General features: G+C 65.1%; 25 protein-coding genes. 9 read left to right on the plus strand and 16 right to left on the minus strand.

The genetic code is table 11. From position 1 onward, the window contains the following. Positions 1-179: 179 nt before the first annotated feature. Positions 180-1,079 carry a LysR family transcriptional regulator gene (locus M2395_RS14360; protein WP_011059718.1) on the minus strand — a complete coding sequence of 300 codons (900 nt, stop codon included), beginning with the start codon at positions 1,077-1,079 and terminating at the stop codon, positions 180-182. Positions 1,080-1,185: 106 nt separating this feature from the next. On the opposite strand from M2395_RS14360, the gene M2395_RS14365 reads away from it, so the two are divergent. The 7 genes from M2395_RS14365 (at position 1,186) to M2395_RS14395 (ending at position 8,969) form a co-directional block, all read left to right on the plus strand. Then, positions 1,186-1,815 carry a hypothetical protein gene (locus tag M2395_RS14365; RefSeq protein ID WP_015634464.1) on the plus strand — a complete coding sequence of 210 codons (630 nt, stop codon included), beginning with the start codon at positions 1,186-1,188 and terminating at the stop codon, positions 1,813-1,815. Beyond that, positions 1,812-3,395 carry a rhodanese-related sulfurtransferase gene (locus tag M2395_RS14370; RefSeq protein ID WP_123430188.1) on the plus strand — a complete coding sequence of 528 codons (1,584 nt, stop codon included), beginning with the start codon at positions 1,812-1,814 and terminating at the stop codon, positions 3,393-3,395. The genes M2395_RS14365 and M2395_RS14370 overlap by 4 nt, the downstream gene beginning before the upstream one ends. Before the next feature lie 252 nt (positions 3,396-3,647). Next, positions 3,648-4,196, plus strand: a complete 549-nt coding sequence (locus M2395_RS14375; protein ID WP_011059715.1) for an RNA polymerase sigma factor — start codon at positions 3,648-3,650, stop codon at positions 4,194-4,196. Beyond that, entirely contained in the window at positions 4,193-5,155 is a 963-nt protein-coding gene (locus M2395_RS14380) for a FecR domain-containing protein (RefSeq protein WP_011059714.1), read from the plus strand. The genes M2395_RS14375 and M2395_RS14380 overlap by 4 nt, the downstream gene beginning before the upstream one ends. 121 nt (positions 5,156-5,276) lie before the next feature. Continuing rightward, complete coding sequence (locus M2395_RS14385) at positions 5,277-7,838, plus strand: TonB-dependent receptor (protein WP_123430187.1); 2,562 nt, start codon at positions 5,277-5,279, stop codon at positions 7,836-7,838. 210 nt (positions 7,839-8,048) lie between these two features. Further along, positions 8,049-8,339, plus strand: a complete 291-nt coding sequence (locus M2395_RS14390; protein ID WP_225368733.1) for a hypothetical protein — start codon at positions 8,049-8,051, stop codon at positions 8,337-8,339. 9 nt (positions 8,340-8,348) lie between these two features. After that, entirely contained in the window at positions 8,349-8,969 is a 621-nt protein-coding gene (locus tag M2395_RS14395) for a hypothetical protein (protein WP_123430186.1), read from the plus strand. Positions 8,970-8,972: 3 nt separating this feature from the next. On the opposite strand, the gene M2395_RS14400 is transcribed toward M2395_RS14395, so the two are convergent. From M2395_RS14400 to M2395_RS14435, 8 genes are all read right to left on the minus strand, one after another. Beyond that, a complete protein-coding gene (locus M2395_RS14400; protein ID WP_011059710.1) occupies positions 8,973-10,181 on the minus strand; it encodes a PotD/PotF family extracellular solute-binding protein in 1,209 nt (402 codons plus the stop codon). Then, complete coding sequence (locus M2395_RS14405; protein ID WP_065364433.1) at positions 10,181-11,188, minus strand: GTP-binding protein; 1,008 nt, start codon at positions 11,186-11,188, stop codon at positions 10,181-10,183. The genes M2395_RS14400 and M2395_RS14405 overlap by 1 nt, the downstream gene beginning before the upstream one ends. After that, entirely contained in the window at positions 11,185-11,484 is a 300-nt protein-coding gene (locus M2395_RS14410) for a hypothetical protein (RefSeq protein ID WP_011059708.1), read from the minus strand. The genes M2395_RS14405 and M2395_RS14410 overlap by 4 nt, the downstream gene beginning before the upstream one ends. Before the next feature lie 13 nt (positions 11,485-11,497). Next, positions 11,498-12,247, minus strand: coding sequence for an SDR family NAD(P)-dependent oxidoreductase (locus M2395_RS14415; protein ID WP_015634457.1), 750 nt, complete (start codon positions 12,245-12,247; stop codon positions 11,498-11,500). A 96-nt stretch (positions 12,248-12,343) separates the two neighbouring features. Continuing rightward, positions 12,344-13,105, minus strand: coding sequence for an SDR family NAD(P)-dependent oxidoreductase (locus M2395_RS14420; RefSeq protein ID WP_011059706.1), 762 nt, complete (start codon positions 13,103-13,105; stop codon positions 12,344-12,346). 12 nt (positions 13,106-13,117) lie between these two features. Next, positions 13,118-14,458 carry an MFS transporter gene (locus tag M2395_RS14425; protein WP_123430185.1) on the minus strand — a complete coding sequence of 447 codons (1,341 nt, stop codon included), beginning with the start codon at positions 14,456-14,458 and terminating at the stop codon, positions 13,118-13,120. Positions 14,459-14,486: 28 nt separating this feature from the next. Continuing rightward, positions 14,487-15,368 carry a polysaccharide deacetylase gene (locus M2395_RS14430; protein ID WP_011059704.1) on the minus strand — a complete coding sequence of 294 codons (882 nt, stop codon included), beginning with the start codon at positions 15,366-15,368 and terminating at the stop codon, positions 14,487-14,489. Between the two features lie 44 nt (positions 15,369-15,412). After that, on the minus strand, positions 15,413-16,771 hold the full coding sequence (locus M2395_RS14435; RefSeq protein WP_123430184.1) for an amidase: 1,359 nt from the start codon (positions 16,769-16,771) through the stop codon (positions 15,413-15,415). 395 nt (positions 16,772-17,166) lie between these two features. Between M2395_RS14435 and M2395_RS14440 the strand changes: the two genes are divergently transcribed. After that, positions 17,167-18,168 carry a GntR family transcriptional regulator gene (locus M2395_RS14440; RefSeq protein ID WP_011059702.1) on the plus strand — a complete coding sequence of 334 codons (1,002 nt, stop codon included), beginning with the start codon at positions 17,167-17,169 and terminating at the stop codon, positions 18,166-18,168. 133 nt (positions 18,169-18,301) lie between these two features. Here M2395_RS14440 and M2395_RS14445 read toward each other — a convergent pair whose 3' ends face one another. Together M2395_RS14445 and M2395_RS14450 are read right to left on the minus strand one after the other, a co-directional pair. Then, positions 18,302-18,607, minus strand: coding sequence for a ribbon-helix-helix domain-containing protein (locus M2395_RS14445; protein ID WP_011059701.1), 306 nt, complete (start codon positions 18,605-18,607; stop codon positions 18,302-18,304). A 14-nt stretch (positions 18,608-18,621) separates the two neighbouring features. Next, a complete protein-coding gene (locus tag M2395_RS14450; RefSeq protein ID WP_011059700.1) occupies positions 18,622-19,203 on the minus strand; it encodes a DJ-1/PfpI family protein in 582 nt (193 codons plus the stop codon). A gap of 196 nt (positions 19,204-19,399) precedes the next feature. Here M2395_RS14450 and M2395_RS14455 point away from each other — a divergent pair, with 196 nt between their 5' ends. Beyond that, a complete protein-coding gene (locus tag M2395_RS14455; protein ID WP_072443213.1) occupies positions 19,400-20,314 on the plus strand; it encodes a DMT family transporter in 915 nt (304 codons plus the stop codon). On the opposite strand, the gene M2395_RS14460 is transcribed toward M2395_RS14455, so the two are convergent. The 5 genes from M2395_RS14460 to M2395_RS14485 form a co-directional block, all read right to left on the minus strand. Beyond that, positions 20,302-21,519 carry an SAM-dependent methyltransferase gene (locus M2395_RS14460; protein WP_123430183.1) on the minus strand — a complete coding sequence of 406 codons (1,218 nt, stop codon included), beginning with the start codon at positions 21,517-21,519 and terminating at the stop codon, positions 20,302-20,304. The two genes, M2395_RS14455 and M2395_RS14460, sit on opposite strands and share 13 nt — an antisense overlap. Positions 21,520-21,777: 258 nt before the next feature. Continuing rightward, on the minus strand, positions 21,778-22,395 hold the full coding sequence (locus tag M2395_RS14465; protein WP_041116364.1) for a TPM domain-containing protein: 618 nt from the start codon (positions 22,393-22,395) through the stop codon (positions 21,778-21,780). Between the two features lie 29 nt (positions 22,396-22,424). Beyond that, complete coding sequence (locus M2395_RS14470) at positions 22,425-23,183, minus strand: YgcG family protein (protein ID WP_123430182.1); 759 nt, start codon at positions 23,181-23,183, stop codon at positions 22,425-22,427. Positions 23,184-23,216: 33 nt separating this feature from the next. After that, positions 23,217-24,137, minus strand: coding sequence for a YgcG family protein (locus M2395_RS31670; RefSeq protein WP_053156709.1), 921 nt, complete (start codon positions 24,135-24,137; stop codon positions 23,217-23,219). After that, the gene (locus M2395_RS14485; RefSeq protein ID WP_011059694.1) at positions 24,137-24,745 is read right to left on the minus strand and encodes a LemA family protein; all 609 of its coding nucleotides are present in this window, start codon (positions 24,743-24,745) and stop codon (positions 24,137-24,139) included. The genes M2395_RS31670 and M2395_RS14485 overlap by 1 nt, the downstream gene beginning before the upstream one ends. Between the last annotated feature and the right edge of the window lie 228 nt (positions 24,746-24,973).

Genomic DNA, 24,973 nt, shown 5'->3' on the forward strand with positions numbered 1-24,973 from the left:
CATAAAAAACGTCCGTGAAATTCGTTTTGGTTCTAACTTAATATACAAAAATTGCATTCAATGATTGCCAAGACATGCAAATCAATAATCAAAAACAATCCGAAGGAGCCGGCTTTCCGGCGAACAGCCCCCTGCGGTTTGCGCCGGCCTTGAGGGCGCCTTCGCTGGCAAGCCAGCTCCTACGGCGCAGCCTTGCCGACGCGGGCGGCGACCATCTCGCCGAACATGCTCACCGGCTCTTGCAGGTTGCCGAGGAACCGCGGGTGGACCAGCCACAGGTCGATCACCGGCTTGAAGTCGCTGACCGGGACGATCTCCAGCTTGTCCCGATGGCTGCTGTTTTCCAGCAGCGGCAGCGGCACCAGGCCATAGCCCAGGCCATTGGCGATCAACCCCAGTTGCAGCTCGGTGCCGAAGGTTTCCAGGTTGATCTGCAACGACAGCCCCTGTGCGCTCAGCGCCCGTTGCAGGCCGGCACGAAAGCCGCAGCCGTCCGGGTTCAGCACCCAGCCGCGCTGGTAACAGTCGGCCAGTTTGCACGAGCGCTTGCGCACCTCGCCCTTGGCCGCCACCACCACCAGGTTCATGCTGCCCAGGGAACGGCCCACCACCCCTTCGGGGAAGACCTTGCCAGCGGGAAACAGCGCCGCCACCACATCCAGCTCACCGTTCTCGACCTTGCTCAACAGGTGGCTGCCCCAGCCCGTGGCCACCGAGGTCTGCAACTGCGGATACAGCGCCTTCAACTGGCTCAGGGCATCGAGCAGCACCACATCGCCGATGGTCTGCGGCACGCCGATGCGCAGGGCACCACTGGGGGCGCCGTCATTGGCCACCAGTTCATTCAGCGCGTCGATGCTGCGCAGCACTTCCAGGCACTGGCCATAGACCCGCAAGCCCATGCTGGTGGGCTTGAGCGGCTTGGTGTTGCGGTCCAGCAATTCCACCCCCAGGGCTTCCTCGAAATTCTGCACCCGGCGGGTAATGGCTGGCTGGGTCAACTGCAGGGCATCGGCCGCCTGGCTGATGGTCTGGCAGCGGATTACCGCCACGAACGCATTCAGATCATCTATCTTCATTCTTTTTTCGCATAATAAATGACTGGAAAAATGTTCGATAAGAATAATACCTTTTAGCTCGCCCGTGTAGTTCGCGTCATTTGCCTTGTGTCCACGGAGGGAGCCCATGCCCCACAACGCCACGACAGTCGCCATCGAATCAGCCAACTTCGCCCGCCTGCGGGACTTTATCGCCGCTCTGGCCGAGCTGCTGGACAGCCATCCCGATGAAGCCCGGGTGCTGGACCAGGGCGCCGCGCTGCTGCACCAGCTGGTGAGCCAGGACGACTGGCTGCCCGCGGCCTTCGCCCAGCCGGATCCGCAGCGCTACCAGCAGTTCCTGCTGCATGCCGACTCGCGCCAGCGCTTCTCCATCGTCAGCTTCGTCTGGGGCCCTGGGCAGCGCACACCGATCCACGACCACCGGGTCTGGGGCCTGATCGGCATGCTGCGCGGCGCCGAGGACAGCCAGGGGTTCGAACGCCTGGCCGACGGCCGCCTGCAGCCTGCCGGCGCGCCGCTGCGCCTGGTGCCGGGCCAGGTGGAAGCGGTGTCGCCACGCATTGGCGACATCCATCAGGTGAGCAATGCCCATACCGATCGGGTATCCGTCAGCATCCATGTGTATGGCGCCAATATCGGTGCCGTGCAGCGCGCCGTGTACGACCTGGACGGCCAGGAAAAACCCTTTGTCTCCGGCTACTCCAACCATTTGCTGCCTAACCTCTGGGACTTGTCGAAGGAGCCCCTGCAATGACCGATTTCCCGACCCGCAGCCCGGCACAGATCCGCCAGGCCCTGCTCGACCGCCAGGAGCTGGCACTGATCGATGTGCGTGAAGAAGCGCCCTTCGCCGAGGCCCACCCGCTGTTCGCGGCCAACATCGCGCTGTCGAAACTGGAGCTGGAGGTGTATGCGCGCATCCCCCGCCGCGACACCCCGATCACCCTCTACGACCAGGGCGAAGGGCTGGCCCAGCGCGCCGCCACGCGCCTGCGGCAACTGGGCTACAGCGATGTCGCCCTGCTGGCAGGCGGCCTGGAGGGTTGGCGCAGCGCCGGCGGCGAGCTGTTCAAGGACGTCAACGTGCCGAGCAAGGCCTTTGGCGAACTGGTGGAAGCCGAGCGCCACACTCCGTCCCTGGCCGCCGAGGAGCTCCAGGCACTGCTCGACCAGCAGGCCGACCTGGTGGTGCTCGATGCCCGGCGCTTCGACGAATACCAGACCATGAGCATCCCCGGCAGCACCAGCGTGCCCGGGGCCGAACTGGTGCTGCGGGTGCGCGATCTGGCCCCCGATCCCCGCACCCGGGTGGTGGTCAATTGCGCCGGGCGCACCCGCAGCATCATCGGCACCCAGTCCCTGGTGAATGCCGGCATCCCCAACCCGGTGGCGGCACTGCGCAATGGCACCATCGGCTGGACCCTGGCCGGGCAGAAGCTCGAACACGGTCAGAGCCGGCGCTTCAAGGCCATCAACGAGGCCCAGCGGGCCCCAGCCCAGGACGCCGCTCGGGCCGTGGCCGACCGCGCCGACGTGGCACGCATCGACCTGGCCCAGTGGCGGCGCTGGCAGGCCGACCCCAAGCGCACCAGCTACCTGTTCGATGTGCGCACCCCGGAGGAATTCGCCGCCGGCCACCTGCCCGGCGCCCGCTCCACCCCCGGTGGGCAACTGGTGCAGGAAACCGACCACTTCGCCAGCGTGCGCGGTGCGCGCCTGGTCCTGGTGGACGACGACGGCGTGCGCGCCAACATGAGCGCTTCCTGGCTGGCCCAGATGGGCTGGCAGGTGGCGGTGCTGGACGGCCTGCGCGACAGCGACTTCAGCGTGCGCGGCCCCTGGCAGGCGCCACTGCCGGACACCTCGCCGGCCGAAGAAATCAGCCCCCGCACCCTCGCCACCTGGCTCCAGGAGCCCGGCACCCTGGTACTGGACTTCACCGCCAGCGCCAACTACGTGCAGCGCCACATCCCCGGCGCCTGGTGGGCATTGCCCAGCCAGTTGCAGGAAGCCCTGGCCCAGTTGCCACAGGCGGAGCGCTATGTCCTGACCTGCGGCAGCAGCCTGCTGGCGCGCTTCGTGGTGCCGCAGCTGCAGGCCCTGACCCAGCGTCCGGTGTTCCTCCTCAGCGGTGGCACCGCGGCGTGGATCGAAGCCGGCCTGCCCGTGGAAGAAAGCCGCCAGCAACTGGCTTCACCCCGGATCGACCGCTACCGGCGCCCCTATGAAGGCACCGACAACCCGAAAGAAGCCATGCAGGGCTACCTGGACTGGGAATTCGGCCTGGTGGCGCAGTTGGGCCGGGATGGCACCCACGGCTTCTTCGTCATCTGAACCGCTTCGCTGGCAAGCCAGCTCCTACAGACCCCGCCTTTGCACTGTAGGAGCCGGCTTGCCGGCGAAGAGGCCGCAGGCCTGGCATCGCTCGCAAGGGCACCCTCGCGGGCAAGCCCGCTCCTGCGAGGAGGGGTATTTCGGGCGCGTAGGCGGTGCTGGTGGATCATCAATCGGCCTGGATGGCAAATAGCAATAATTCTCGATATCATTCGCGACCTTGTGCTCACCGCGTCGTCAAGAAGGATATCCATGTCTCGCTCCAAGCCCGACTCTGCGTCGGCGGACTCTGTTCGCGGGTTCTATGCGGACATCCTGCATTTCCTGCGTAAACGCACGGACAACGCCAGCGACGCGGCGGACATGACCCAGGACGTGTTCACCCAATGGCTCGACTACCGTGACCGGGCCCAGGTCGAACAGCCCCGGGCCTTCCTGTTCCAGATGGCACGCAACCTGCTGCGTGATCATTGGCGGCGCCAGCAGGTACGCTCCCGTGCTCATCAGGACGGGCACCACGAGCAAAGCCTGGACAACGAGCCCCTGGCCGACGAGCAGCACGAGCCCCTGCCCGCGGCCCAGCGCCTGCAACGCCTGGAACAGTTGAAAGAAGTCCTCGCCCAACTCTCGCCGCGCCGCCGCGAAGCCCTTATGCTGCACCGCTTCGAAGGGCTGAGCCAGACGCAGATCGCCGAGCGCATGGGCATTTCCGTGAGCATGGTGGAAAAACACATCGCCTTTGCCCTGCTGCACTGCAAGCAGCACCTACAACGAGAAAACGGCAAGGAGCAGCCTGAATGACCCGCTTTTCCGGCACCCACAACGACCTCGACAGCGAGCAGATCGACGCCGAGGCCGCCAGCTGGTTCGCCCGCAACCGCAACGACCCGGACCGCGCCACGCGCAAGGCCTTCGATGCCTGGGTCAGCGAGCCGGCCCACGCCCGGGCCTATGCCGAGTTCGAAGAACTGTGGGTCGATCTTGCGCAATTGCAGCAACTGAGCCGGCCCATTCCCCTGCCCCGGCGCAAGCCCGCCCCCTGGCGCCCGGCCCTGGCGGCGGCCGCGGCGGTGCTCTGTGCGGTGCTGGCAGTCAACCTGGGCACGCCCCAGGGGCCCTACATCCAGCAGGTGGCGGCCCAGGAAAAGGGCGCCCGCGCCTTCAAGCTGCCCGATGGCAGCACCCTGTACGTCAACGCCAACACCCAGGTGAAAGTGGATTTCAGCGCCCAGCAGCGTGATATCTACCTGCAACAGGGCCAGTTGTACCTGGAAGTGGCCGCCGACAAGGAGCGCCCGCTGTGGGTGCACAGCGGCGCGGCCAAAGTGCGGGTGGTGGGCACCGCCTTCGACGTGCGTCGTGGCCAGCGCCAGCTGGTGGTCAGCGTCGCCCACGGCCAGGTGGCCTTCAGCCCGGACGGTAAGCCCGGGGAGTTGACCCTGCTCGGCGCCCGCCAGCAAGCCACCTATGACCTGCACAAAGGCACCCTGCGCCAGCAGACCCTGGACAGCGATGAGGTCGCGGACTGGCGCAGCGGGCACCTGGCCTTTCGCAACCGCGACCTGGCCAGCCTGGTGGATGAGTTGAACCTGTATCGGCGCCAGCCGGTGCAACTGGCCGAGGGTTCGCTGGGGGCCTACAAGGTCTCGGGCAACCTCGATGTCAACGACCCCGACGCCCTGATCAAGGCACTGCCCGTGCTGATTCCGGTAAAAGCCGTCCCCCTGGCCGACGGCCAGCTGAGGCTCGAGGCTCGTTGATCCACTCATATGAGAATATTTTGCATTCGCATATGAGGTTTTTTTTCACTGCCGCGTCTTCCTCCCGTCTGCGATCTGTACGCAGCGCTTTTTTGGCCTTTAAGCCGCTCTGGGGGAAGTCATGTTTCGCGCGCTCTTGCCTGTTCCGTTAGTCCGTACCCGCCCTACCCTGCTCGCCGCCTGCCTGGCATTCAGCCTGCAGGCCTACGCCGGGCCGCTGCATTTCCAGTTGCCGGCGCAGCCTCTGGCCGCGTCCCTGAGCCAGATCGCCCAGCAGGCGAAGATCCAGCTGCTGTTCGATGAGCAACTGCTGCGCAACGCCAAGGCGCCGGCCCTGCAGGGTGACTACAGCCCGGAAGAGGCGATTCGCACCTTGCTGCAGGACGGTCGGTTCAACCTGGTGAAGGTCGACAACACCTACATCGTGCGCCCTGCCGACACCAACCTGAGCAGTGGTTCGGCCCTGCAACTGGGGGCCATGAGCGTGATCGGCAACGGCACCGAAGTGGACTCCTCGAGTGTCGGCCGCTCGACCCTGAACCAGGCGGAAATCGATCGCCACCAGGCCACCAACGTGGTCAGCCTGATCGACACCCTGCCCGGCGTGAGCCTGGGCGGCTCGCTCAAACCCGGTGGCCAGACCATCAACATCTGGGGCCTGGGGGATGCCGAAGACGTGCCGATGAGCGTTGATGGCGCCACCAAGAGCGGCTTCGAACGCTACCAGCAGGGTTCGGTGTTCATCGAGCCGGAGCTGATCAAGCGCATCGAAGTGGAAAAAGGCCCGCACTCCCCCGAGACCGGCAACGGTGGTTTCGGCGGCACCGTGCACATGGAGACCAAGGACGCCCCGGACCTGCTGCAGGAAGGTCGCAACGCCGGCGCCATGGTCAAGTACGGCTACAGCAGCAACAGCCATGAACAGGCCTACACCGGCGCGGTGTACGGCCGTACCGATGATCACCGCTTCGATGCCCTGGCCTACTGGACCAAGCGCGACGGCGACGACATGAAGATCGCCAGCGCCCAGCCCGACCCCCGCAACGCCTACCCGATCAACCCCAAGCGCCTGCCCAATACCGCCCAGGACATGGAAGGCGAGCTGTTCAAGCTGAACATGCAACTGACCGACGAACATCGCCTGGGCTTCAGCTACATGCGCTCCAACAGCGACATCTGGGCGCCCTTCTCGGCCAAGAGCTACCCGACGCCACCGAGCCAGAGCGACATCAACAAGTACGGTTATGACGGCGCCACCCGCCGCTTCCTGGCCCAGCGCAATACCATCGACACCACCTGGATCGCCAAGTACCAGTACACCCCCGTGGACAATCCATGGATCGACTTCGAGGCCAAGTACTCCGATTCCACCACCGACCAGACCGACGAACGCGGGCCGAACGCCTTCTTCCAGCCGGCCTCCGGTGGCCGCAAGATCACCGTGGGCTATGACGACAAGATCCTGGCCCTGAAAAACACCAGCCGCTTCAGCACCGGCCCGCTGGAACACGCGCTGACCAATGGCATCCAGATCCGCAAGCACACTCGCGAAGTGGACATGTGGATGCCGGGCAAGACCTATGAAGTGCCCAAGTACAACTACGGCCACTACCAGCCTGGCTTCATGCCCCACGGCAAGGTCGACAACAATGCCTTCTACATCCAGGACGCCATCACCCTGGGGAATTTCACCCTGACCCCGTCCCTGCGCTACGACCATGTGCGCAACCGCGGCGAGAAGAACGACGCACCGTTCTACAACAGCCCCGACCCGGTGGCGGGCCACGATTACGGCGACAAGACCTACACCGGCTGGTCGCCTCGGCTGTCGGCGTTCTGGACAGTGACCCCGCAATTCGCCCTGTTCGCCGACTACAGCAAGACCTGGCGCGCGCCGGTGATCGACGAGCAGTACGAGGTCCAGTCGGCTGCCTCCACCCGTTCCGCCACCAGCCGAGACCTCGACCCGGAACGCATCACCGCGTTGCGCGCCGGTAACATCACCAGCTTCTCCGACGTGTTCACCCAGGCCGACCGCGTACAGGTGCGTACCACGCTGTTCCACAACACCATCAAAGACGAAATCATGAAGAACCTCGGGATCGGCTGCCCCGAGCAACTCACCAGCGGCAAGAGCATCGGCCAGGTGTGCAACCAGCCGACCATAGGCGTCTACCGCAATATCGGCGACCTGACCATCAAGGGCTTCGAGGTGGAAAGCTTCTACGACTCGACCTACCTGTTCGGCTCGCTGTCCTACTCGTGGATTACCGGTAAGCATGAAGGCGCCTACACCAACCCCTGGGGGCCGAACGTCTGGGCCCGGGACATTCCGCCACGCAAGTGGGTGGCCAGCCTGGGGGTGAAGATTCCACAGTGGGATGCGCAAGTGGGCTGGCAGGGCCAGTGGGTGCGCCAGACTGACCGGGTACCCAGCGACATCTATGCCGGCGGCCCGGCCAGCGCCCTGGGCGACGCCTACTGGGACCAGTACAAGAACGACCGCTACAACGTGCACGGCCTGTTCGCCAACTGGAAACCCCAGCAGCCTTACCTCAAGGGCACCGAAGTCAACTTCACTCTGGACAACATGTTCAACCGTGACTATCGCCCACCACTGAGCGGCGATAACGCATCCAGCCTGGGGCGCAACGCCAAGATCAGCGTGACCCGCTTCTTCTGACGGCAACTGGCTGCGGTGCATCGGACGCACCGCAACAGGCCAGCCGTTGGCCATCACGGATGTATTGCAAACCGTTAGCCAAGCCCTGCCGCCCGCACCTGCCGGGCTAAGATCGACTCCCCTCTGAAAACCGCTGAAATGCCTTTGGGCACTTTCAGTCAACTTCCCATTGATTCCGTACGACACTTGTCGTACAAACCAAAAGACGTCATGGACAGAGGCTTCAGGAAGGTCAGGCGGGACCTGATCAATGCCTTACAAAGCGGCCACTATCTGCATGCCGCGCGCGGCTCGATCGAGGTCAAGAACCTGCTGGCCACCGGCGAGATCTCGACCAGTCAACTGATCGAGGTCATCAATGCCTGCAAGGGCCAGGACCACAGTTGCAGCGCCCACCACAGCGTCCCGGGCATCGCGGTCCACGTGCTGAAAAAGGCCGGCTGGTACATCAAGTTCTACTTTATCGAGCCAGATGCGTGGTTCATCAGCGTTCACCGATGAGGGCAACCCATGAAACTCTTTCTGCAAGGCGACCGGGGCAAGGCGCTCTGCGAGCATTGCCAACAGGTCGTCGGCATTACCTACCTGCGGCGCGACGTCCCTTTCAGCGACGGCCATGGCCTGGCCCGGGACATCCTGGTGGGGGTTTGCGACCTCTGCGCCACGGTGGTGGCCATCCCGCCCCAGTCCACACCGGCGATCAAGGAAGCGCGCAAGCAGTCATTGACCTCCATCGAGGCGCGGCTGCCAGCGGTCTACCTCGATGTACTGGATGCGGCGATGCACTGCGTGGCCCCGGATGCCGGAGTGCAGATGCGCAAACTGTTCCTCGGCTACTACTTCAGCGCCCCCGCGGCGTCTTCCCTGGAGCAAGTGCACAGCGGCTTCGCCGCGTACCTGGCCGAGCAGGCCGAGGCCCGCCAGTTGCCTGCCGTGCATGCCATGAAACGCCTGTCGCTGAAGGTCAACCACTATGTGGCCGAGGATCTTGCGCGCCTGCTGCAAGCCACCCGGATGACCCAGACCGAGCTGCTGAAAGCGCTGATCGCGCAGATGCGCCTGGATGTGCTCGAAGGCGGCAACCCCGCGGTGATCGCCGACCTGAGCCAGCTGGCGCGCCTGGGGCTTTGACCTTCAGCCTTTGCCCCGGCCCGCGACCCGCCCCGCCCGCAGGAAATCCCCCCAGCGCCGCACCAGGTAGTTGTGCTCGTCCATCACCGAGTTCCACACGGCGATATGCCCCATGCGCTGCTGGTAGGAACCGCCATCGCGGGTCTCGCCGATATCGATCAGCGGTTCGCCGTCGCTGCCCGGCAACTCTTCCCGGGCCGGTTTGCCGGCGTACCAGTAATCCCACTCGGCGCTACTCAGGTGATCGCGGGTACGCGCCGGGTTGCCGATGTAGTAGCCCTGGCGTGCCATCACCGCACCGGGCCAGCCCGACAGCCACCAGTTGAGGTAGGCATAGGCTGCATCCAGCACCGCGCCCTTGGCGTGGCGCGACAACGACAGCCCGCCGAACCAGGCGCGGTAGCCTTCCTTCGGCACTGCCAGGCGGTATTTGACCCCCGCCCGGTGCAGGCGCATCAGCGTCGGCGACCACAGGCTCTGGATATCGATGCGCGGGCTGAGCATCAATTGCGCGGCCTCTTCATCGTCCGACCAGAACGCCGCGAAATGCCCTTCACGCTGCTTGCGCACCAGGATCCCTGCCAGTCGGTCGATCTCTTCGATGCTCAGGTTGCCGATGTCCTTGAAGGATTCCAGGCCACAGCCCTGCACCGCCAGGGCGGCGTCCAGGGCACCTATCGCCGCATCGCTCTGCAAGGCAATGCGCCCGCTCCAGGCCGGCTCCAGCAGCCAGCCCCAGCTTTCGTTGGCGCTGGAAAAACCCGCCGGCAGGCGCTCCGGGCGGTAGGCGAAACTGTCGGCGTTGTGGGTCAGCGGCAGCATGCTGATGCGCTCGCTGGCCGTGCTGCCCAGGCTACCGTCGTGCTGCACATAGAGCCGTTCGCTGGGCACGCTGCCACTGCCCAGGCGATCGTCCGGCGACAGGCGCCCACGCTTGGGCAGATCGTTGATCTCGTGCCACAGGGCAATGCGCCGGGTATCGATGGGCTGGATCGCCTGGGCCGGCCAGACAAAATCGACGTTGTGAAACCACTGGTCATAGAGGTCGTAGCTGTCCGGCTGCATCACCGCGATGCGCTGGGCCTGCTCCACATCGTGTACCTGATACACCAGGCGGATGCCCAGGTCCTGCTCGGCGCGCACCCGCAGGGATTCGAGCAGGGTCACCGAGGTGCCCAGCACCCGCAGGGTGACCGGTTGCGTCGCCGCCATCAGGCACCCTCCCCGGCGGCCGGGGCGAAACTGCGGGCGAACACTTCGAAGGAGCGGCGCAGTTGTTCGGGCTCCAGCCCGCGCAGGATAAACACCAGCCGCGAGCGATGGTCGGCACTGGGCCAACGGGGCAGATGCACGGGTGCGTGCAGGCAATGCTGCACGCCATGGATGACGATGGGGGCCTGGTTGGCGTTGATGTTGAGCAATCCTTTCACCCGCAGAATTCGTTCGCCGTGGCATCTTAGCAGCATCGACAACCAGACCCCGAAGCCCACCCAATCCAGGGCTTGCTCGAACTCCAGGCTGCACACTTGCGCCGCGCCATGCTGTGGCGCAGCCGCTTTGAGTGGCCCCTGCAACTGCCAGCGCGCCACTTCCCGCTCTGCCGTCGCACCGCGCAGCCCCTCCCCCAGCAACAGCTGATCGCCACTCTGGATCGCCTGGGTCAGCAACAGGGGCGCCCCAGGATTGAGCTGCTGCAAATGCTCGCGCAACGCTGCCTGGGTTGCTTCGTCGACACAATCGGTCTTGCTCAGCAGCAAGCGATCCGCGGCCGCCACCTGGGCCAGCCACTCCGGGTGCAGGCGCTCCTGCAACGCCGCGTGGCTGGCGTCCACCAGGGTCACCAGCAGGCCGATGTGCACCCGCCCGCGCAATTGCGGATCGTTGTTCACCGTGGCCAGGATCGGCGCCGGGTCGGCCAGCCCGGTGGTTTCCAGCAGCACCCGGCGAAAGGCCGGAACCTCGCCCCGGCTACGCCGCGCCAGGAGCGCCAGCAGCGCCTCTTTCAGTTCGCCGCGAACCGAACAGCAGACACAGCCGCTGGGCAGCAGCACGGTGTCCGGCGCCACCTCCTGCACCAGCAAATGATCGATGCCGATATCGCCGAACTCGTTGATCAGCAGCGCCGTGTCCCCCAGGCTCTGGTCCTGCAACAGGCGGTTGAGCAAGGTGGTCTTGCCACTGCCGAGAAACCCGGTGATGACGTTCAGGGGCAGGCTCATGGCTGTTGCTCCAGGTGCTTGAGGATCACAGGGTCGAGAGGATCGAGGGGCCGGCCGAGCATGGATTCGGCCAGGCTCCACAACTGCTCCAGGCCGCTGGCCAGTTCCTGGCGGCCGGTAGCCCCCAGCAGCAGATAGGCCGAGCCCTGGAAGTCTTCGACCTTGAGCCGCAACGGCACCAGTACCCGGTTGATCGCGGCGATTCTGCGCAAGCGTTCGCGACGCCGGGGCAGTTCATCCCCCAGCGGATCGCTCCAGTGCACGTCTTCGCCCAGCAGCCCGCATAACCCGCACATGTTCAGCCCTCCTTCATGGCATGACGTCCCCGGAGTTCGGGCCCAGGGTCTGGCCGACGAACAGGTTGCCCCCCGGCTCGCTGGCCAGCAGCACCGCGGTGGGCGCCACTTCATCGGCCAGGCCGAAGCGCCCCAGGGGCAGCTCGGCGGCCTTGGCGGTTTTCCAGGCGCTGCTGATGCCAGACACCAGCGGCGTCTCGATCGGCCCCGGGGCGATGGCGTTGACCAGCACATTGTCCATGGCCACTTCCAGGGCCAGGGACTTGGTGAAGCCGATGACCCCGGCCTTGGCCGCGGCGTAGTGGGTCAGCTCGGCGCCGCCCTTGATTCCCAGCTGCGAGGCGACATTGATGATCCGCCCCCAACGCTGCGCCAGCATATGGGGCAAGGCCCGCTGGCTGGCGACGAAGACGCTGGTGAGATCGACCCGCAGCATGTCGTTCCACATCTCGATGGACAGATCGACGCAGCGCGCCTGGGTCAGCATGCCGGCGTTGTTCACCAGGATATCGATACCGCCGAAATGCTCGACACAGGCATCGACTCCGGCCTGGGCCCCTTCGACGCTGCCGACATCGGCCACGCATTCGACGACTTCAGCGCCCAGCTCGCGGCAGGCTTGGGCGCTCTCGGCCAGGCGCGCGGGGTCGCGGTCAGCCAGCAGCAGGCGTGCTCCCGCCACCGCGTAGGCCCGGGCGATAGCGGCGCCGATACCGCTGCCGGCGCCGGTGATCACGGCGCGGCGGTTGTGCAGGTGTTGCATGGGACTTTCTCCTTCAAGGGTGTGCGGTTCGCTGGCCAGCCAGCTCCTACGGAGGCGGTGAGCCGCCTGCACGAGCCGGCTGGCTGGCGAAGGGGTTCAATCCGGCCAGCGCACCGTCAGGCCGCCATCGATGACGATGCTCTGCCCGGTGAGGTAGCTGGACTCCTCGCTGGTGAGAAAGCGCACCAGGGACGCCACTTCATCGGCCCGCCCGACCCGGCCCAGGGGGATGGCCCGGGCCGCCTTGGCCAGGCCTTCCGGGCCCAGGGAGTTCTGGCTGTCCAGCGACTGCGGGGTCTCGATCAACCCTGGGATCACCGCGTTGCAGCGAATGCCCCTGGCCGCCAATTCCACCGCCAGCGAGCGGCACAACCCCGGCACCCCGGCCTTGGCCGCTGCATAGTGAGCGTGTTCCTGCCAGCCGTAGACGCCACCGGCAATCGACGAAATCGCCACCAGGGCACCGCCCTCACCCATGTGTTTGACCGCCGCGCGGAAGGTGCGCATGACCCCGGTCAGGTCCACATCGAGCATGGCGTTCCAGGCCGCATCGGTCATGTCCAGCAAGGGTGCGCGGCGCAACAGGCCGGCATTGGCCACGGCGTAATCGAGGCGGCCAAAGTGCGCCACGGCCTGCTCGGCCAGGGCGTCCACCGAGGCGCTGTCGGTCACGTCCAGGGGCAGCATCAGGCAGTGCCCGCCCGCCTCGGCCACGCGGTCGCGGGTGGCTTGCGGGTCATGGGGGTCGGCGGGGAAATACCCGCCCACCACCGCCACACCGGCCCGTGCATAGGCCACGGCCAGGGCCTGGCCGATGCCGCTGGCGGCACCGGTGATCACGGCGACTTTTTGAGTCATGGATAACTTTCCTTATTGAACGGATTCAGGACGCACATGGCGCGCGGCGAACATCAGCGCACCGGAGAGGAAACAAGGCAGCGCGCCGAAATACAGCGCCGAGGTCTGCCAGTCGCCACCGGCGGACAGCACCTGGGTGGCGCCAAAACCCGCCACCACCGCGCCGATCGGCCCCATGGCGTGGATGATCGCGCCGCCGGTGGCGCGGATGCTGGTAGGGAAGCTTTCGCTGATGAAGAACAGCGCCGCCGAGTACGGGCCGATCAGGAAGAACAGGCCCAGGCTGTAGAGACCCACCACCATCGGCATGTTGCTCGGGCCGTAGAGCATGCCGGCGAACGACAGGCCGCCGAGCATCCAGCCCAGGCCGATGACATTGCGCCGGCCGATCTTGTCGCCCATCCAGCCGTGGCTCAGGTAGCCGCAGTAGCCCACCAGGTTGGAGAGCACCAGGATGATCAGCGAGTTCTCGAAGGAGATGTGGTGCACGCTGACGATCACCGACGTGCCGAGCACGCTGAACACCTGGATCGCCGCCCAGTTGAGCAGGATCGCCGCGCCGATCACCAGGGTCGCGCGCCGCGCCGGGCCACGAAAGGCCGCAGCCAGGCCGGCCTTGCTGTGCTCGTCATAGTCCACGCCATAGGTCAGCGCCACCGCCTGGGCCTCGCTCACCGAACCACTTTTGCGCAGCTGGCTGATGCGCTGGTGGATCTGGAACTGCGGGCTCTCCTTGAGCTTGCGCGCCATCACCGCAATGACGATGGCCGGGATCGCGGCGAAGATGAAGCAGCCTTGCCAGCCGATGATCGGCAGCAGCACCGCGGTCAACCCGGCGGCGATCAGCGCCCCCACCGGCCAGCCACCCTGCACCAGGCTGTAGATGAAGCCCCGGCGCTTGGCCAGTTGCGGGTCGTCGGATGCCGCGTACAACTCGCTGAGGTAGGTGGCGTTCACCGTTTCCTCGGCATAGCCCAGGCCGCCCAGGGAGCGGATCAGGATCAGCGGCGACTTGCCCCAGGCGCCGCCGATGGCGGTCAGCGCCGAGCAGATGGCCGAGCCGCTGACGGTGAAAATGATGCCCATGCGCCGGCCCAGCTTGTCCACCAGCGGCCCGATGGCCAGGGCCACCACCGCGGTGCCCACCGCCACCCTGGTGGCGATCTCGGCCTGCTCGACCTCGCCCCAGCCGAAGTGCCGGCCGATCTCCGGCAGCAGGGTGCCAAACAGAATGAAGTCGTACACCGCAAACACCCAGGCGAAGAAGGCGATCCAGGTGGCGAAGCGCACTTGGGCCGGGGTCAACTGCTGGGGTTTCCAGCCAGTCAGGTCGAGCTTGTTATAGATAGACATCAGTCACGCCTCGATGAAGTGGCCGGGGTCAGCGGTTGCGCGGGTGGCGGCGGATAAAGTCGTCGGCGATCTCGTCGAAGGTGACGAAGCGCACGCCGGCATGGCTCTGGATGTGTTCGATCAGGCGTTCGAGCATCAACAGCACTTGCGGGCGGCCGGAGACGTCGGGGTGGATGGTCATGGTGAACACCGCGTGCTCATGCTCGCGGTAGACCCAGTCGAACTGGTCGCGCCACATTTCCTCCAGGTGCCGCGGGTTGACGAAACCGTGGCTGTTGGGCGCCTTCTTGATGAACATCATCGGCGGCAGGTCGTCCAGGTACCAGTTGGCCGGGATCTCCACCAGGTCGGTTTCCTGGCCCCGCACCAAAGGTTTCATCCAGGTGTCGGGGTGCTGGCTGTAGTCGATCTTGGTCCAGCTGTCGCCGACCCGCACGTAGTAGGGATGGAAGTCGTTGTGCATCAGGCTGTGGTCGTACTTGATGCCCTTTTTCAGCAGCAGCTCATTGGTCACCTTGCTGAATTCCCACCAGGGCGCAACGTAGCCGGTGGGGCGCTTGCCGGTGACCCGGGTGATCAGCTCGATGGATTTGTCGAGGACGATCTCTTCCTGTTCCGGGGTCATGGCGATGGGGTTTTCGTGGCTGTAGCCGTGCACGCCGATCTCGTGGCCGGCCTCGGCAACCGCCTTCATCTGCTCGGGAAAGGTCTCCATGGAGTGGCCGGGAATGAACCAGGTGGTGCGCAGGCCATAACGCTCGAACAGCTTGAGCAGGCGCGGCGCGCCGACCTCGCCGGCGAACAGGCCGCGGGAGATGTCGTCCGGCGAATCCTCGCCGCCGTAGGAACCGAGCCAGCCGGCCACCGCGTCCACATCGACACCAAATGCACAGAGAATTTCTTTAGCCATGAGCGGCCTCCAGTGATTGCTTGTGGTTGAAAAAATCGTCGAAGCTAGCGCGGCAACGCCGCCTCCAGCGCCAGGGCCGCATCCAGCAGTTGCCGGTCATGGCCCTGGGGCAGGCTCAGCAACAGCCCGGTGGGCAAGCCCTGGGCATCGCGGCCGCTGGGCAGGGCCACGCCGGGCATGTCGAGGAAACTGCCGGGCATGGTCAGGCGCAGGGTCGCCAGGTTGGTCCGGGCAAAGAGCTCTTCGTCCTGCTCCAGGGGCGCCAGGGGCGGCGCCACATGGGCCACGGTGGGGGTAATCAGCACCGCGCCGTCCAGTTCGTCCTGCACCTGTTGCTGCAACTGGCGCCGCGCCTGGTACAGCCGCAGCAACTGGCTGGCGGGCATCTGCCGGGCGCTTTCCAGGCGCCGTCGCACCCGAGGATCGAGCTGTTCGGCGTACTCGCTGTCGAGCAACGGCTGGTGCAGGGCGAAGGCTTCGGCGGCGCCGAGCCAGCCTTGTTCCTGGATCAGTTGCAGGGTGGCTTGCAGGCTGTGCAGCGGCCGTTGCTCCACCAGCGCCCCGGCCTGTTGCAGGCTTTCGATGACCACCAGCAGATTGGCCCGCACGGCGGCCTGGGTACGGCTGTCGTCAAGCACTTGCGAATCGACCCAGAAGCGTTGCCCGGCCAGGCTGCGGGGCGGCGGCAATTGCCGGGGGTCGCCACCGCGCAACAGCTCGTCGATCAGCCAGGCATCGCGCACGCTGCGGGTCAGCGGCCCGAGGCTGTCGAGGCTTTCGGCCAGGGGAAACACCCCCTCGCGGTCATAGCGCAGGGAGGTGGCGCGGTAGCCCACCAGGCCATTGAAGGCTGCGGGAATGCGGATCGAACCGGCAGTGTCGGTGCCCATGGCGATCGGCACGATACCGGCCGCCACCGCCACCGCGGAACCTGCCGAGGAACCACCGGGAATCCGTGGCTGGGCATCACTGTGGGGGTTGATCGGAGTGCCGAAGTGCGGGTTCAGGCCGAGCCCGGAATAGGCGAACTCACTGAGGTTGGTCTTGCCCAGGCTGACCAGCCCGGCCCGGCACAGCTGCCGTACGCTGGGCGCATCCACCTTGGCCGGCGGCGCCTCGCGACGCACCTGGGCGGCGGCGGTGGTGATACTGCCGGCCAGGTCGAACAGGTCCTTCCAGGCCAGGGGCACGCCATCCAGCAGGCTCAGCGGCTGGCCGGCCCGCCAGCGGGCAGCCGCCGCCTCAGCCTCGCGCCGGGCCCGGGCCGGGCACAGGGAAATGAACACATGGGGCGTTGCCTCGGCCAACGCCAGGGCCTGCTCCAGAACCTGGACCGGATCGGTGCGGCTCGAGGCAAAGGCTTGCGCCATGGCCGTGGCGTCGTTCAGCGAATCAGGGGGCATGGCTCACTCCGCAAAAATCTAAAAATGTACTAAATATTAAAATGTACATTTTATACAGAGCAGATTCCGTGCCAGCTCAAAACGCAGGGAGCACCGCGTGCTTTCGGAAAATCCCCCAGATTCGCCTGTAATAGCGAGCCAGAGTGGGTTACTGACAGAGATCGCGCGACGACCGACGGAGAAAATCCTCGCCCAAGGGTCTGCCATTGAAATAATGTATCTTTTATTAAAAAGTACATTTTGGTGCAGAAAGGTAACAACCCACCCAGGGCGGCCCCAGGACGGGGCAACCAAACGTGGCACTCAGTGACACTTGGCAACTGTGAGAGAATCCCCGGCCACCGCGGCCCGGCAACGGGCTCGTCACCCACCGGCAACAGCCCCTAGAGGAACCGATGAAAGCAGTGTCAGCAGAGGACCCGCGCACCGCATCGCGCTACGCCATGATCCGTCAGGTCTTGCGCGACGCCATCCTCCAGGGCACCGCCCTGCAGGGCCTGGTACTGCTGGAAGCGCCCCTGGCGGAACTGTTCGGCACCAGCCGAGTGCCGGTGCGCAAGGCCCTCGATCTGTTGCACGGCGAAGGGCTGATCAGCCGTTTTGACGGCCGCGGCTACCTGATCAACCCCCAGGGCCTGGAGATCGAGCCGCTGCGCCTGCCCCTGAGCCATGCCCACCTGGGGCTGGCCAGCGACGAAGAACTGGTGGACACCCGGCCCCTGGGGGAACGGATCTACGAAGAACTGGGCAGTGCCCTCTCCACCTGCATCGCCTTCGGTCACTTTCGCCTCGACGAACAGGCCGCAGCCGAGCACTACGGCGTCAGCCGCGCGGTGGTCCGCGAAGCACTGATGCGCCTGCGCGATCGCGGCCTGGTGGAAAAGGAACCCTACTCCCAATGGTTGGCCGGACCGCTGACCGCCCGGGAAGTCACCGAAGACTACGAACTGCGCGCCTGCCTGGAACCCGAAGCCCTGCGCCAGAGCGCGCCGGGCCTGGGCCGCGAACGCCTGGAACAGATGCTGGAACGGGTGACCCAGGCGCAACAGGCCGAGCACTGTGGCCTGGAGGCCCTGGAACGCCTGGAAGAAGACCTGCACCAGCAATGCCTGGGCGGCTTGCAGAACCGCAAGATGGCGGCGCTGATCCGTCAGGCCCAGAGCCCGATGATCATCAACCGGATCTTCTACCGCCTGCTGGGCATCGGCGCCGACCCGGCGATGCTCGCCGAGCACCGACTGATCCTCGAACTGCTGCTGCACGGTGCCTACGACGCTGCGGCCCTGAACCTCAGAGAACACCTGCAACGCGCCCGCCAGCGCATGTTGCAACGCCTCAAAGTGCTGTCGGTGCTCCCGGAACCGGAACTACCCGGCTTCCTCAGCAAAATCAGCTGAGCCCTATAGCCGCTGCCGAGCCCGCGAGGCTGCGCAAAGGTCCGCAGGACCTTGCTTGGCGATCGCCTGCCAAACCTCCGGTGGCCTTCAGAATCCCGCGTCCCTGCGGGCCGTTCGCAGCCTGCGGCAGCGGCTACAGTGCGTTGCGCTTTACCAGGCTGAGGTCGGGGACGGTGCTGCGGCGCTGGCTCAGGTAGCGGGTGCAACTGACCCGCAGGAAGGAGGCGAAATTCACCACTTCGCCGCGGTAGTCCATGACCTCCTCATACAGCTTGGCAATCAGCTGGTTGGTGGTCATGCCGTCCACTTCGGCGATCTCGCTGAGAATGTCCCAGAACTGGTTTTCCAGGCGCAAGGTCGTGACCACGCCACAGATGCGCAACGAGCGGGAACGGGATTCGTAGAGAATCGGGTCGGCCTTGACGTACAGCTCGCACATGGCGTGGCCCTCGCTTACAGGGTGATTTTGGTGCCCAGCAGGCCCAGGAAACCGGCCAGCCAACTGGGATGCGCCGGCCAGGCCGGGGCGGTGGCCAGATTGCCTTGAACATGGCCTTGGGTCACGGGGATATCGATATAGGTGCCCCCCGCCAGCCGCACTTCCGGGGCGCAGGCCGGGTAGGCGCTGCATTCGCGGCCTTCGAGGATGCCGGCCGCCGCCAGCAGTTGCGCGCCGTGGCACACCGCGGCAATCGGCTTGCCGGCCTGGTCGAATTCCCTGACCAGTTGCAGGACCTTTTCGTTCAGGCGCAGGTATTCCGGGGCACGGCCACCGGGGATCAGCAGGGCGTCGTAATCGCTGGACTTCACTTGGGCGAAATCGAAGTTCAGGGCAAACAGATGGCCCGGCTTTTCGCTGTAGGTCTGGTCGCCCTCGAAGTCGTGGATCGCCGTGCGCACGGTCTGCCCGGCGCTCTTGTCGGGACACACCGCATGCACGTTGTGACCGACCATCAGCAGGGCCTGGAACGGCACCATCACTTCGTAGTCTTCGACGTAATCGCCAACCAGCATGAGAATCTTTTTCGCGGCCATGGAGTGGACTCCTTTCAGTGAAAGACGGGGGCGCAAGGAGTATTCAAGGTAGCCCCAATCCACCGGCCCGGGTAATAACCCGGTACTACAGCGACAACTGTACGGACAACTCTGCACCCAGCTGTAGCACCAGGATCGCGCGGCTTTATGGCTAGATGCAGGCACCTGTGTCCCTGTACGAATTCTGGTAGCCATCATGTCCTCGCGCGAAAACACCGGCATGGCCCTCGGCCTGCTGGGTGTCATCATTTTCAGCCTGACCCTGCCCTTCACCCGGATAGTGGTGGAGCAGATGCACCCCTTGCTCAACGGCCTGGGCCGCGCGCTGTTCGCGGCGATCCCGGCGGCCTTGCTGCTGCTCTGGCGCCGGGAAAGATGGCCGACCTGGAAGCAGGTCAAGGGCCTGAGCGTGGTGATTCTCGGGGTGATCCTCGGCTTTCCAGTGCTTTCGGCCTGGGCCATGCAGACCCTGCCCGCGTCCCACGGCGCGCTGGTCAATGGCCTGCAACCGTTGTGCGTGGCGCTGTATGCGGCGTGGCTGTCCCACGAACGGCCGTCGAAGGCCTTCTGGGCTTGCGCCGCCCTGGGCAGTGCGCTGGTGCTAGGTTATGCGCTGCTCAGTGGCGCGGGCAGCATCCAGGCCGGTGATGTGCTGATGCTCGGGGCGATCGCCGTGGGCGGCCTGGGTTATGCCGAAGGGGGCCGGCTGGCGCGGGAGATGGGTGGCTGGCAGGTGATCTGCTGGGCTCTGGTGCTGTCCACGCCGCTGCTGATCGGACCGGTGTGGTACCTGGCGGCGCAGCACCAGGGGGCGATCTCCATGAGGACCTGGTGGGCCTTCGGCTACGTTGCGCTGTTCTCGCAGTTCCTGGGTTTTTTCGCCTGGTATGCCGGGCTGGCCATGGGCGGAATTGCTCGGGTGAGCCAGATCCAGCTACTGCAGATCTTCTTCACCATCGCCTTTTCCGCCCTGTTCTTCGGTGAACAGGTGCAGCCCATTACCTGGGTGTTCGCGGTGGGCGTGATCCTTACCGTGGTCCTGGGGCGCAAGACCGCGGTGCGCCCGGCCACGCCACTGCCCACGCCGCCGGCCAGCCCTCAGCCGAGGTAACCGTCGGCCTTGAGCAGGGTTTCCAGGCAGTGTTCGCTGATCTGGTAGAAGGCCTTGAGCTCTTCGATCCTGGCCAGCAACTGGCTGGGATCCTGCGGTTCGGAACGCTTGACCGCCAGAATCATCTTGTTCTTGTTGGTGTGCTCCAGGGAGATGAATTCAAAGACCTTGGTTTCATAACCGCAGGCTTCGAGGAACAGCGCCCGCAGGCTGTCGGTGACCATTTCCGCTTGCTGCCCCAGGTGCAGGCCGTATTGCAGCATCGGCTTGAGCAGCAGCGGGCTCTGGATCTGCTGGCGGATCTGCTTGTGGCAGCACGGCGAGCACATGATGATCGCCGCGCCGGAGCGGATACCGGTGTGGATCGCGTAGTCGGTGGCGATGTCGCAGGCGTGCAGGGCGATCATCACTTCCAGCTGGCTGGGGGCCACGCTGCGCACGTCACCGCACTTGAACACCAGGCCCGGGTGCTCCAGGCGCTGCGCGGCGGCGTTGCACAGGGTCACCATGTCTTCACGCAACTCGACGCCGGTGACTTCGCCCTCGGCCTTGAGGGTATTGCGCAGGTAGTCGTGGATGGCGAAGGTCAGGTAGCCCTTGCCGGAGCCGAAGTCCGCCACCCGCACCGGCTGGTCGAGCTTGATCGGCGAGCTGCCCAGGGCGTGGCTGAAGACCTCGATGAACTTGTTGATCTGCTTCCACTTGCGTGACATCGCCGGAATCAGCTCATGCTGCTTGTTGGTCACCCCCAGGTCGGCGAGAAACGGCCGGCTGAGGTCGAGGAAGCGGTTCTTCTCCCGGTTGTGCTCGGCGGACGGCGCATCGCGCTGGGTTTGCGGCTTGCCCTTGAACAGCGAACTCTTGCCCTTCTTGCTGTATTCGAGCTGTACCTCGTCGGTGAGGGTCAGCAGGTGGGCGTTCTTGAACGCAGCCGGCAGCAGCTCGGCGATGGCGGCGATGCCTTCGTCCAGGGAGAAGTTCTTGGTGATGTCCCGGGTCTTGTAGCGATAGACGAAGGACAGGCACGGCTGCTCCTTGACCGTCAGTTGCTTGATGATCAGGCGTTGCAGGTCCGCCTCCGGGCCCACGTGCTTGGCCAGTACCAGCTTGATAAAGGCGTTCTGCGTGAGGCTGGTGTCGAGCAGTTGCAGGAACTGGGCGTGATGATCCGGCGCGGGGCGGGCGGAAGGTGCGGTAACAGACATGGGGGCAGGAGCCTCGGGCGATGCGCGGTGTCGATCAGGGAATGGCGGGTATTTTAGGGAGCAAGCCCCGTCGGGGCACGAAGTTATTCACCCGACGGTAAAAAATCGTCGCCCCCCGGAAAAATCCCCCCAATCCCGCCCCGTAGGAGCTGGCTTGCCAGCGAAGGCGTCCCCAAGGGCGGTGCAAGGCTCACGGGCCTCTTCGCCGGCAAGCCGGCTCCTACACAGGTAGCACGCCATAGTCCCCAGCTGGGTGGGTCAGTTGAGCACCACCAGGCGGTTGGGCAATTCGTTGCGTACCTGGGTCAGGGGCACATGGGTCTTGAGCAACTCGCCGCTGGCTTCAATGCAATCAAGGAAGCCCTGCAGGGTCTGGCCTTGCCGGACCTGCTGGGTAAAGGCCTGGACAATCGCGTTCCAGTTCTTGTTGTCCAGGCGCCTGGAGATGCCCTCGTCCACCAGGATCTCCACATAGCGCTCGGCTTCGCTGACAAAGATCAGCACCCCGGTGCCGCCCACGGTGTGGTGCAGGTTCTGTTCGAGGAACTGGCGCCGGGCCAGGTTGGAAGCGCGCCAGTGACGCACCGATCGCGGAATCAGCCGGGTGGTGACCCGCGGCAGGCGGAACACCAGGCACAGCACGATAAAGGTCGCCCACTGCGCCAGCAGCAACAGGTGCATGTTCAGCCAGCCGGTGGCGTAGTGCACCAGCCCCGGCACCACCAGCGCCAGCAGGCTGGCCCAGAGCAGCGGGATATAGGCGTAGTCGTCGGCCCGGGCCGCCAGCACCGTCACCAGTTCGGCGTCGGTCTGCTGTTCCACCCGGGCGATGGCTTCGGCCACCTGCCGTTGTTCGAATTCACTGAGTAATGCCATGTCGTTGGATTTCCGCTTTTTATTGTCAGTTACCAGCCGCCGGAGGAACCGCCGCCGCCAAAGCTGCCGCCGCCACCACTGAAGCCGCCCCCGCCGCCGGAGCCGCCACCAAAACCGCCGAAGCCACCGCCTCCGCCACCGCCGCGTCCGCTGGTGGTGGTGATGAACCCGAGCGCCTGCGCCACCATCACCACCAGGATGAACAGCAGCACCATGAAGATGAACAGCCACGGGTGACGCTGGACAAAATCGTCCTGGTCGCTGCTCTGGCCGCCGCTGTCGTAGGCCGTGGCCGGCTCGTCCAGCGGCGTACCGCCGAGCACCAGGAGCATGGCCGAAACCCCGTCGCTGATGCCCTTGCTGAACTGCCCGGTCTTGAACGCCGGGGTGATCACCTGGTTGATGATCACCGAGGCCTGGGCGTCGGTCAGGCGCTCCTCCAGGCCGTAGCCCACTTCGATGCGCAGCTTGCGCTCGTCCCGAGCGACGATCAGCAGCGCGCCGTTGTTCTTGTCCTTCTGGCCGATGCCCCAGTGGCGCCCCAACTGGTAGCCGAATTCCTCGATGCTGGCGCCTTGCAGGTCCGGCAGGGTCACCACCACCAGCTGTTCGCCGGTGGCCTGTTCGTGGGCTTGCAGTTGCCGAGTCAGCAGGGCGCTGATGGTCGGCTCGATCATCTGCGCGTCGTCCACCACCCGCCCGCTCAGGGCCGGGAACTTCAGCTCGGCCTGGGCCGAGACCGCAAAGACCCAGAGCAACAGCACCAGGCCGATTTTATAAAGTCGCATCAGCACCTCATCCTTAATGTTTGTCCGCGTGTGCTACCAACTGCCGGACGCCCCGCCACCGCCAAAACTGCCGCCACCCCCGCTGAAGCTGTCCGAGCTTGAACTGGAGCTGGAGCTGCTGGAGTCGAACCAGTCGAACGCACTGCTGCTCGAACCTGCGTCGCGCTCGGCCCTGGTTTCGCGCCTGGCCGAATCGTCGCTGGCAACAACCGGCGAATCATTGCCGCTGCGCCATTGGGTCAGGAACCCGAACAACGGTACACCGACGAACACCAGGTAGAAAAACCTCTCGAACCACCACATCCACTCGATGCCCTGGTACCAGCTTTTCTCCACCGAGCGGTACACCAGCATCGGCCGGTCGGTGGACGACAGTACGTTCACGATGGACGTGGCCCCGGCAATGATCCCCGAGGAATACAGGTCGTCCTTGAAGTACGGAATGATCGAACCATCGATGATGAAGTGGGCCACCATGTCGTTGAGCCGCCCCTCCAGGCCGTAACCGACCTCGATCCGCACCTTGCGATCGTCCTTGGCCACCAGCAGCAGGACGCCGTTGTTCTTGTCCTTCCGGCCGATCCCCCAGTGCCGGCCCAACTGCAGGCCGAACTCCTCAATGCTATGGCCACCCAGGCTAGGCACCGTGGCCACCACGACCTGGTCGGTGGTGGTCTGCTCGAGCCGCTCCAGCATCTGCGCCAGGTAGACCTGCGCCGATGGCGTGAGCAACTGCGCGGTATCCACCACCCGCCCGGTCAGCTTGGGAAACAGGCGTTCAATCGGTGCCGCTGTCGCAGTGGTCGGTGCGGGCTCGACCTGGACAGCGGGTTGCGACGAACGCAACGGCACCCCATCCGTGGGTGTGGGCCCGGGTGGTTGCGCCAGTACGGCGCCACCCACCAGCCAAAGCCACAGCAGCGCGCCTTGCAGCACGCGCCGCCCGGGGCTCATCAGAATTTAACTTGCGGCGCTTTGTCGGCGTCGGGGCTGGTGGCCTCGAAGGATTCACGCACCGGCATGTCGCTGTACATCAGGCTGTGCCACAGGCGGCCGGGGAAGGTACGGATCTCGGTGTTGTACTTCTGCACCGCCAGGATGAAGTCGCGACGGGCCACGGCGATGCGGTTCTCGGTGCCTTCAAGCTGGGATTGCAGGGCCAGGAAGTTCTGGTTGGCCTTGAGGTCCGGGTAGCGCTCGGAGACCACCATCAGACGGCTCAGGGCACCGCTCAACTGGTCCTGGGCCTGCTGGAACTGCTTGAGTTTTTCCGGGTTGTCCAGGGTGCTGGCGTCCACCTGGATCGAGGTGGCCTTGGCCCGCGCCTCGATCACCGCGGTGAGGGTCTGCTCTTCGTGCTTGGCGTAGCCCTTGACGGTTTCCACCAGGTTGGGGATCAGGTCGGCGCGGCGCTGGTACTGGTTCTGCACCTGGCCCCAGTCGGCCTTGACCTGCTCGTCCAGGGTCGGAATGTTGTTGATGCCGCAGCCGCTGAGCAGGCTGGTAAGCAGCAACAAGGCAGCGATGGGCCAGCTCGAACGCAGGCTTTGAGTGATGTTCATGGGTGAGGCTCCTTGCACAACCTGATTGAAATGAAGCTTTTGCCCGCTTTCACACATCCTGTGGGCAAAATCTGCCTGCGCCACTGGAATGCATCGGGCTGATGGGCTAAAAGATGCCCAGCGCGAAAAAGAGTTCAGAAATAAGGCGGTGTGAAAACGTCGCGAGTGAAGGCAAGACAAGGCAAAAACAGGCGAGGAAGCGGAGTGTAGGAGCCTACATGAGCATTC

Source organism: Pseudomonas sp. BIGb0176, assembly GCF_024810175.1.
In the GTDB taxonomy this organism is placed as follows: Bacteria; Pseudomonadota; Gammaproteobacteria; order Pseudomonadales; family Pseudomonadaceae; genus Aquipseudomonas; species Aquipseudomonas protegens.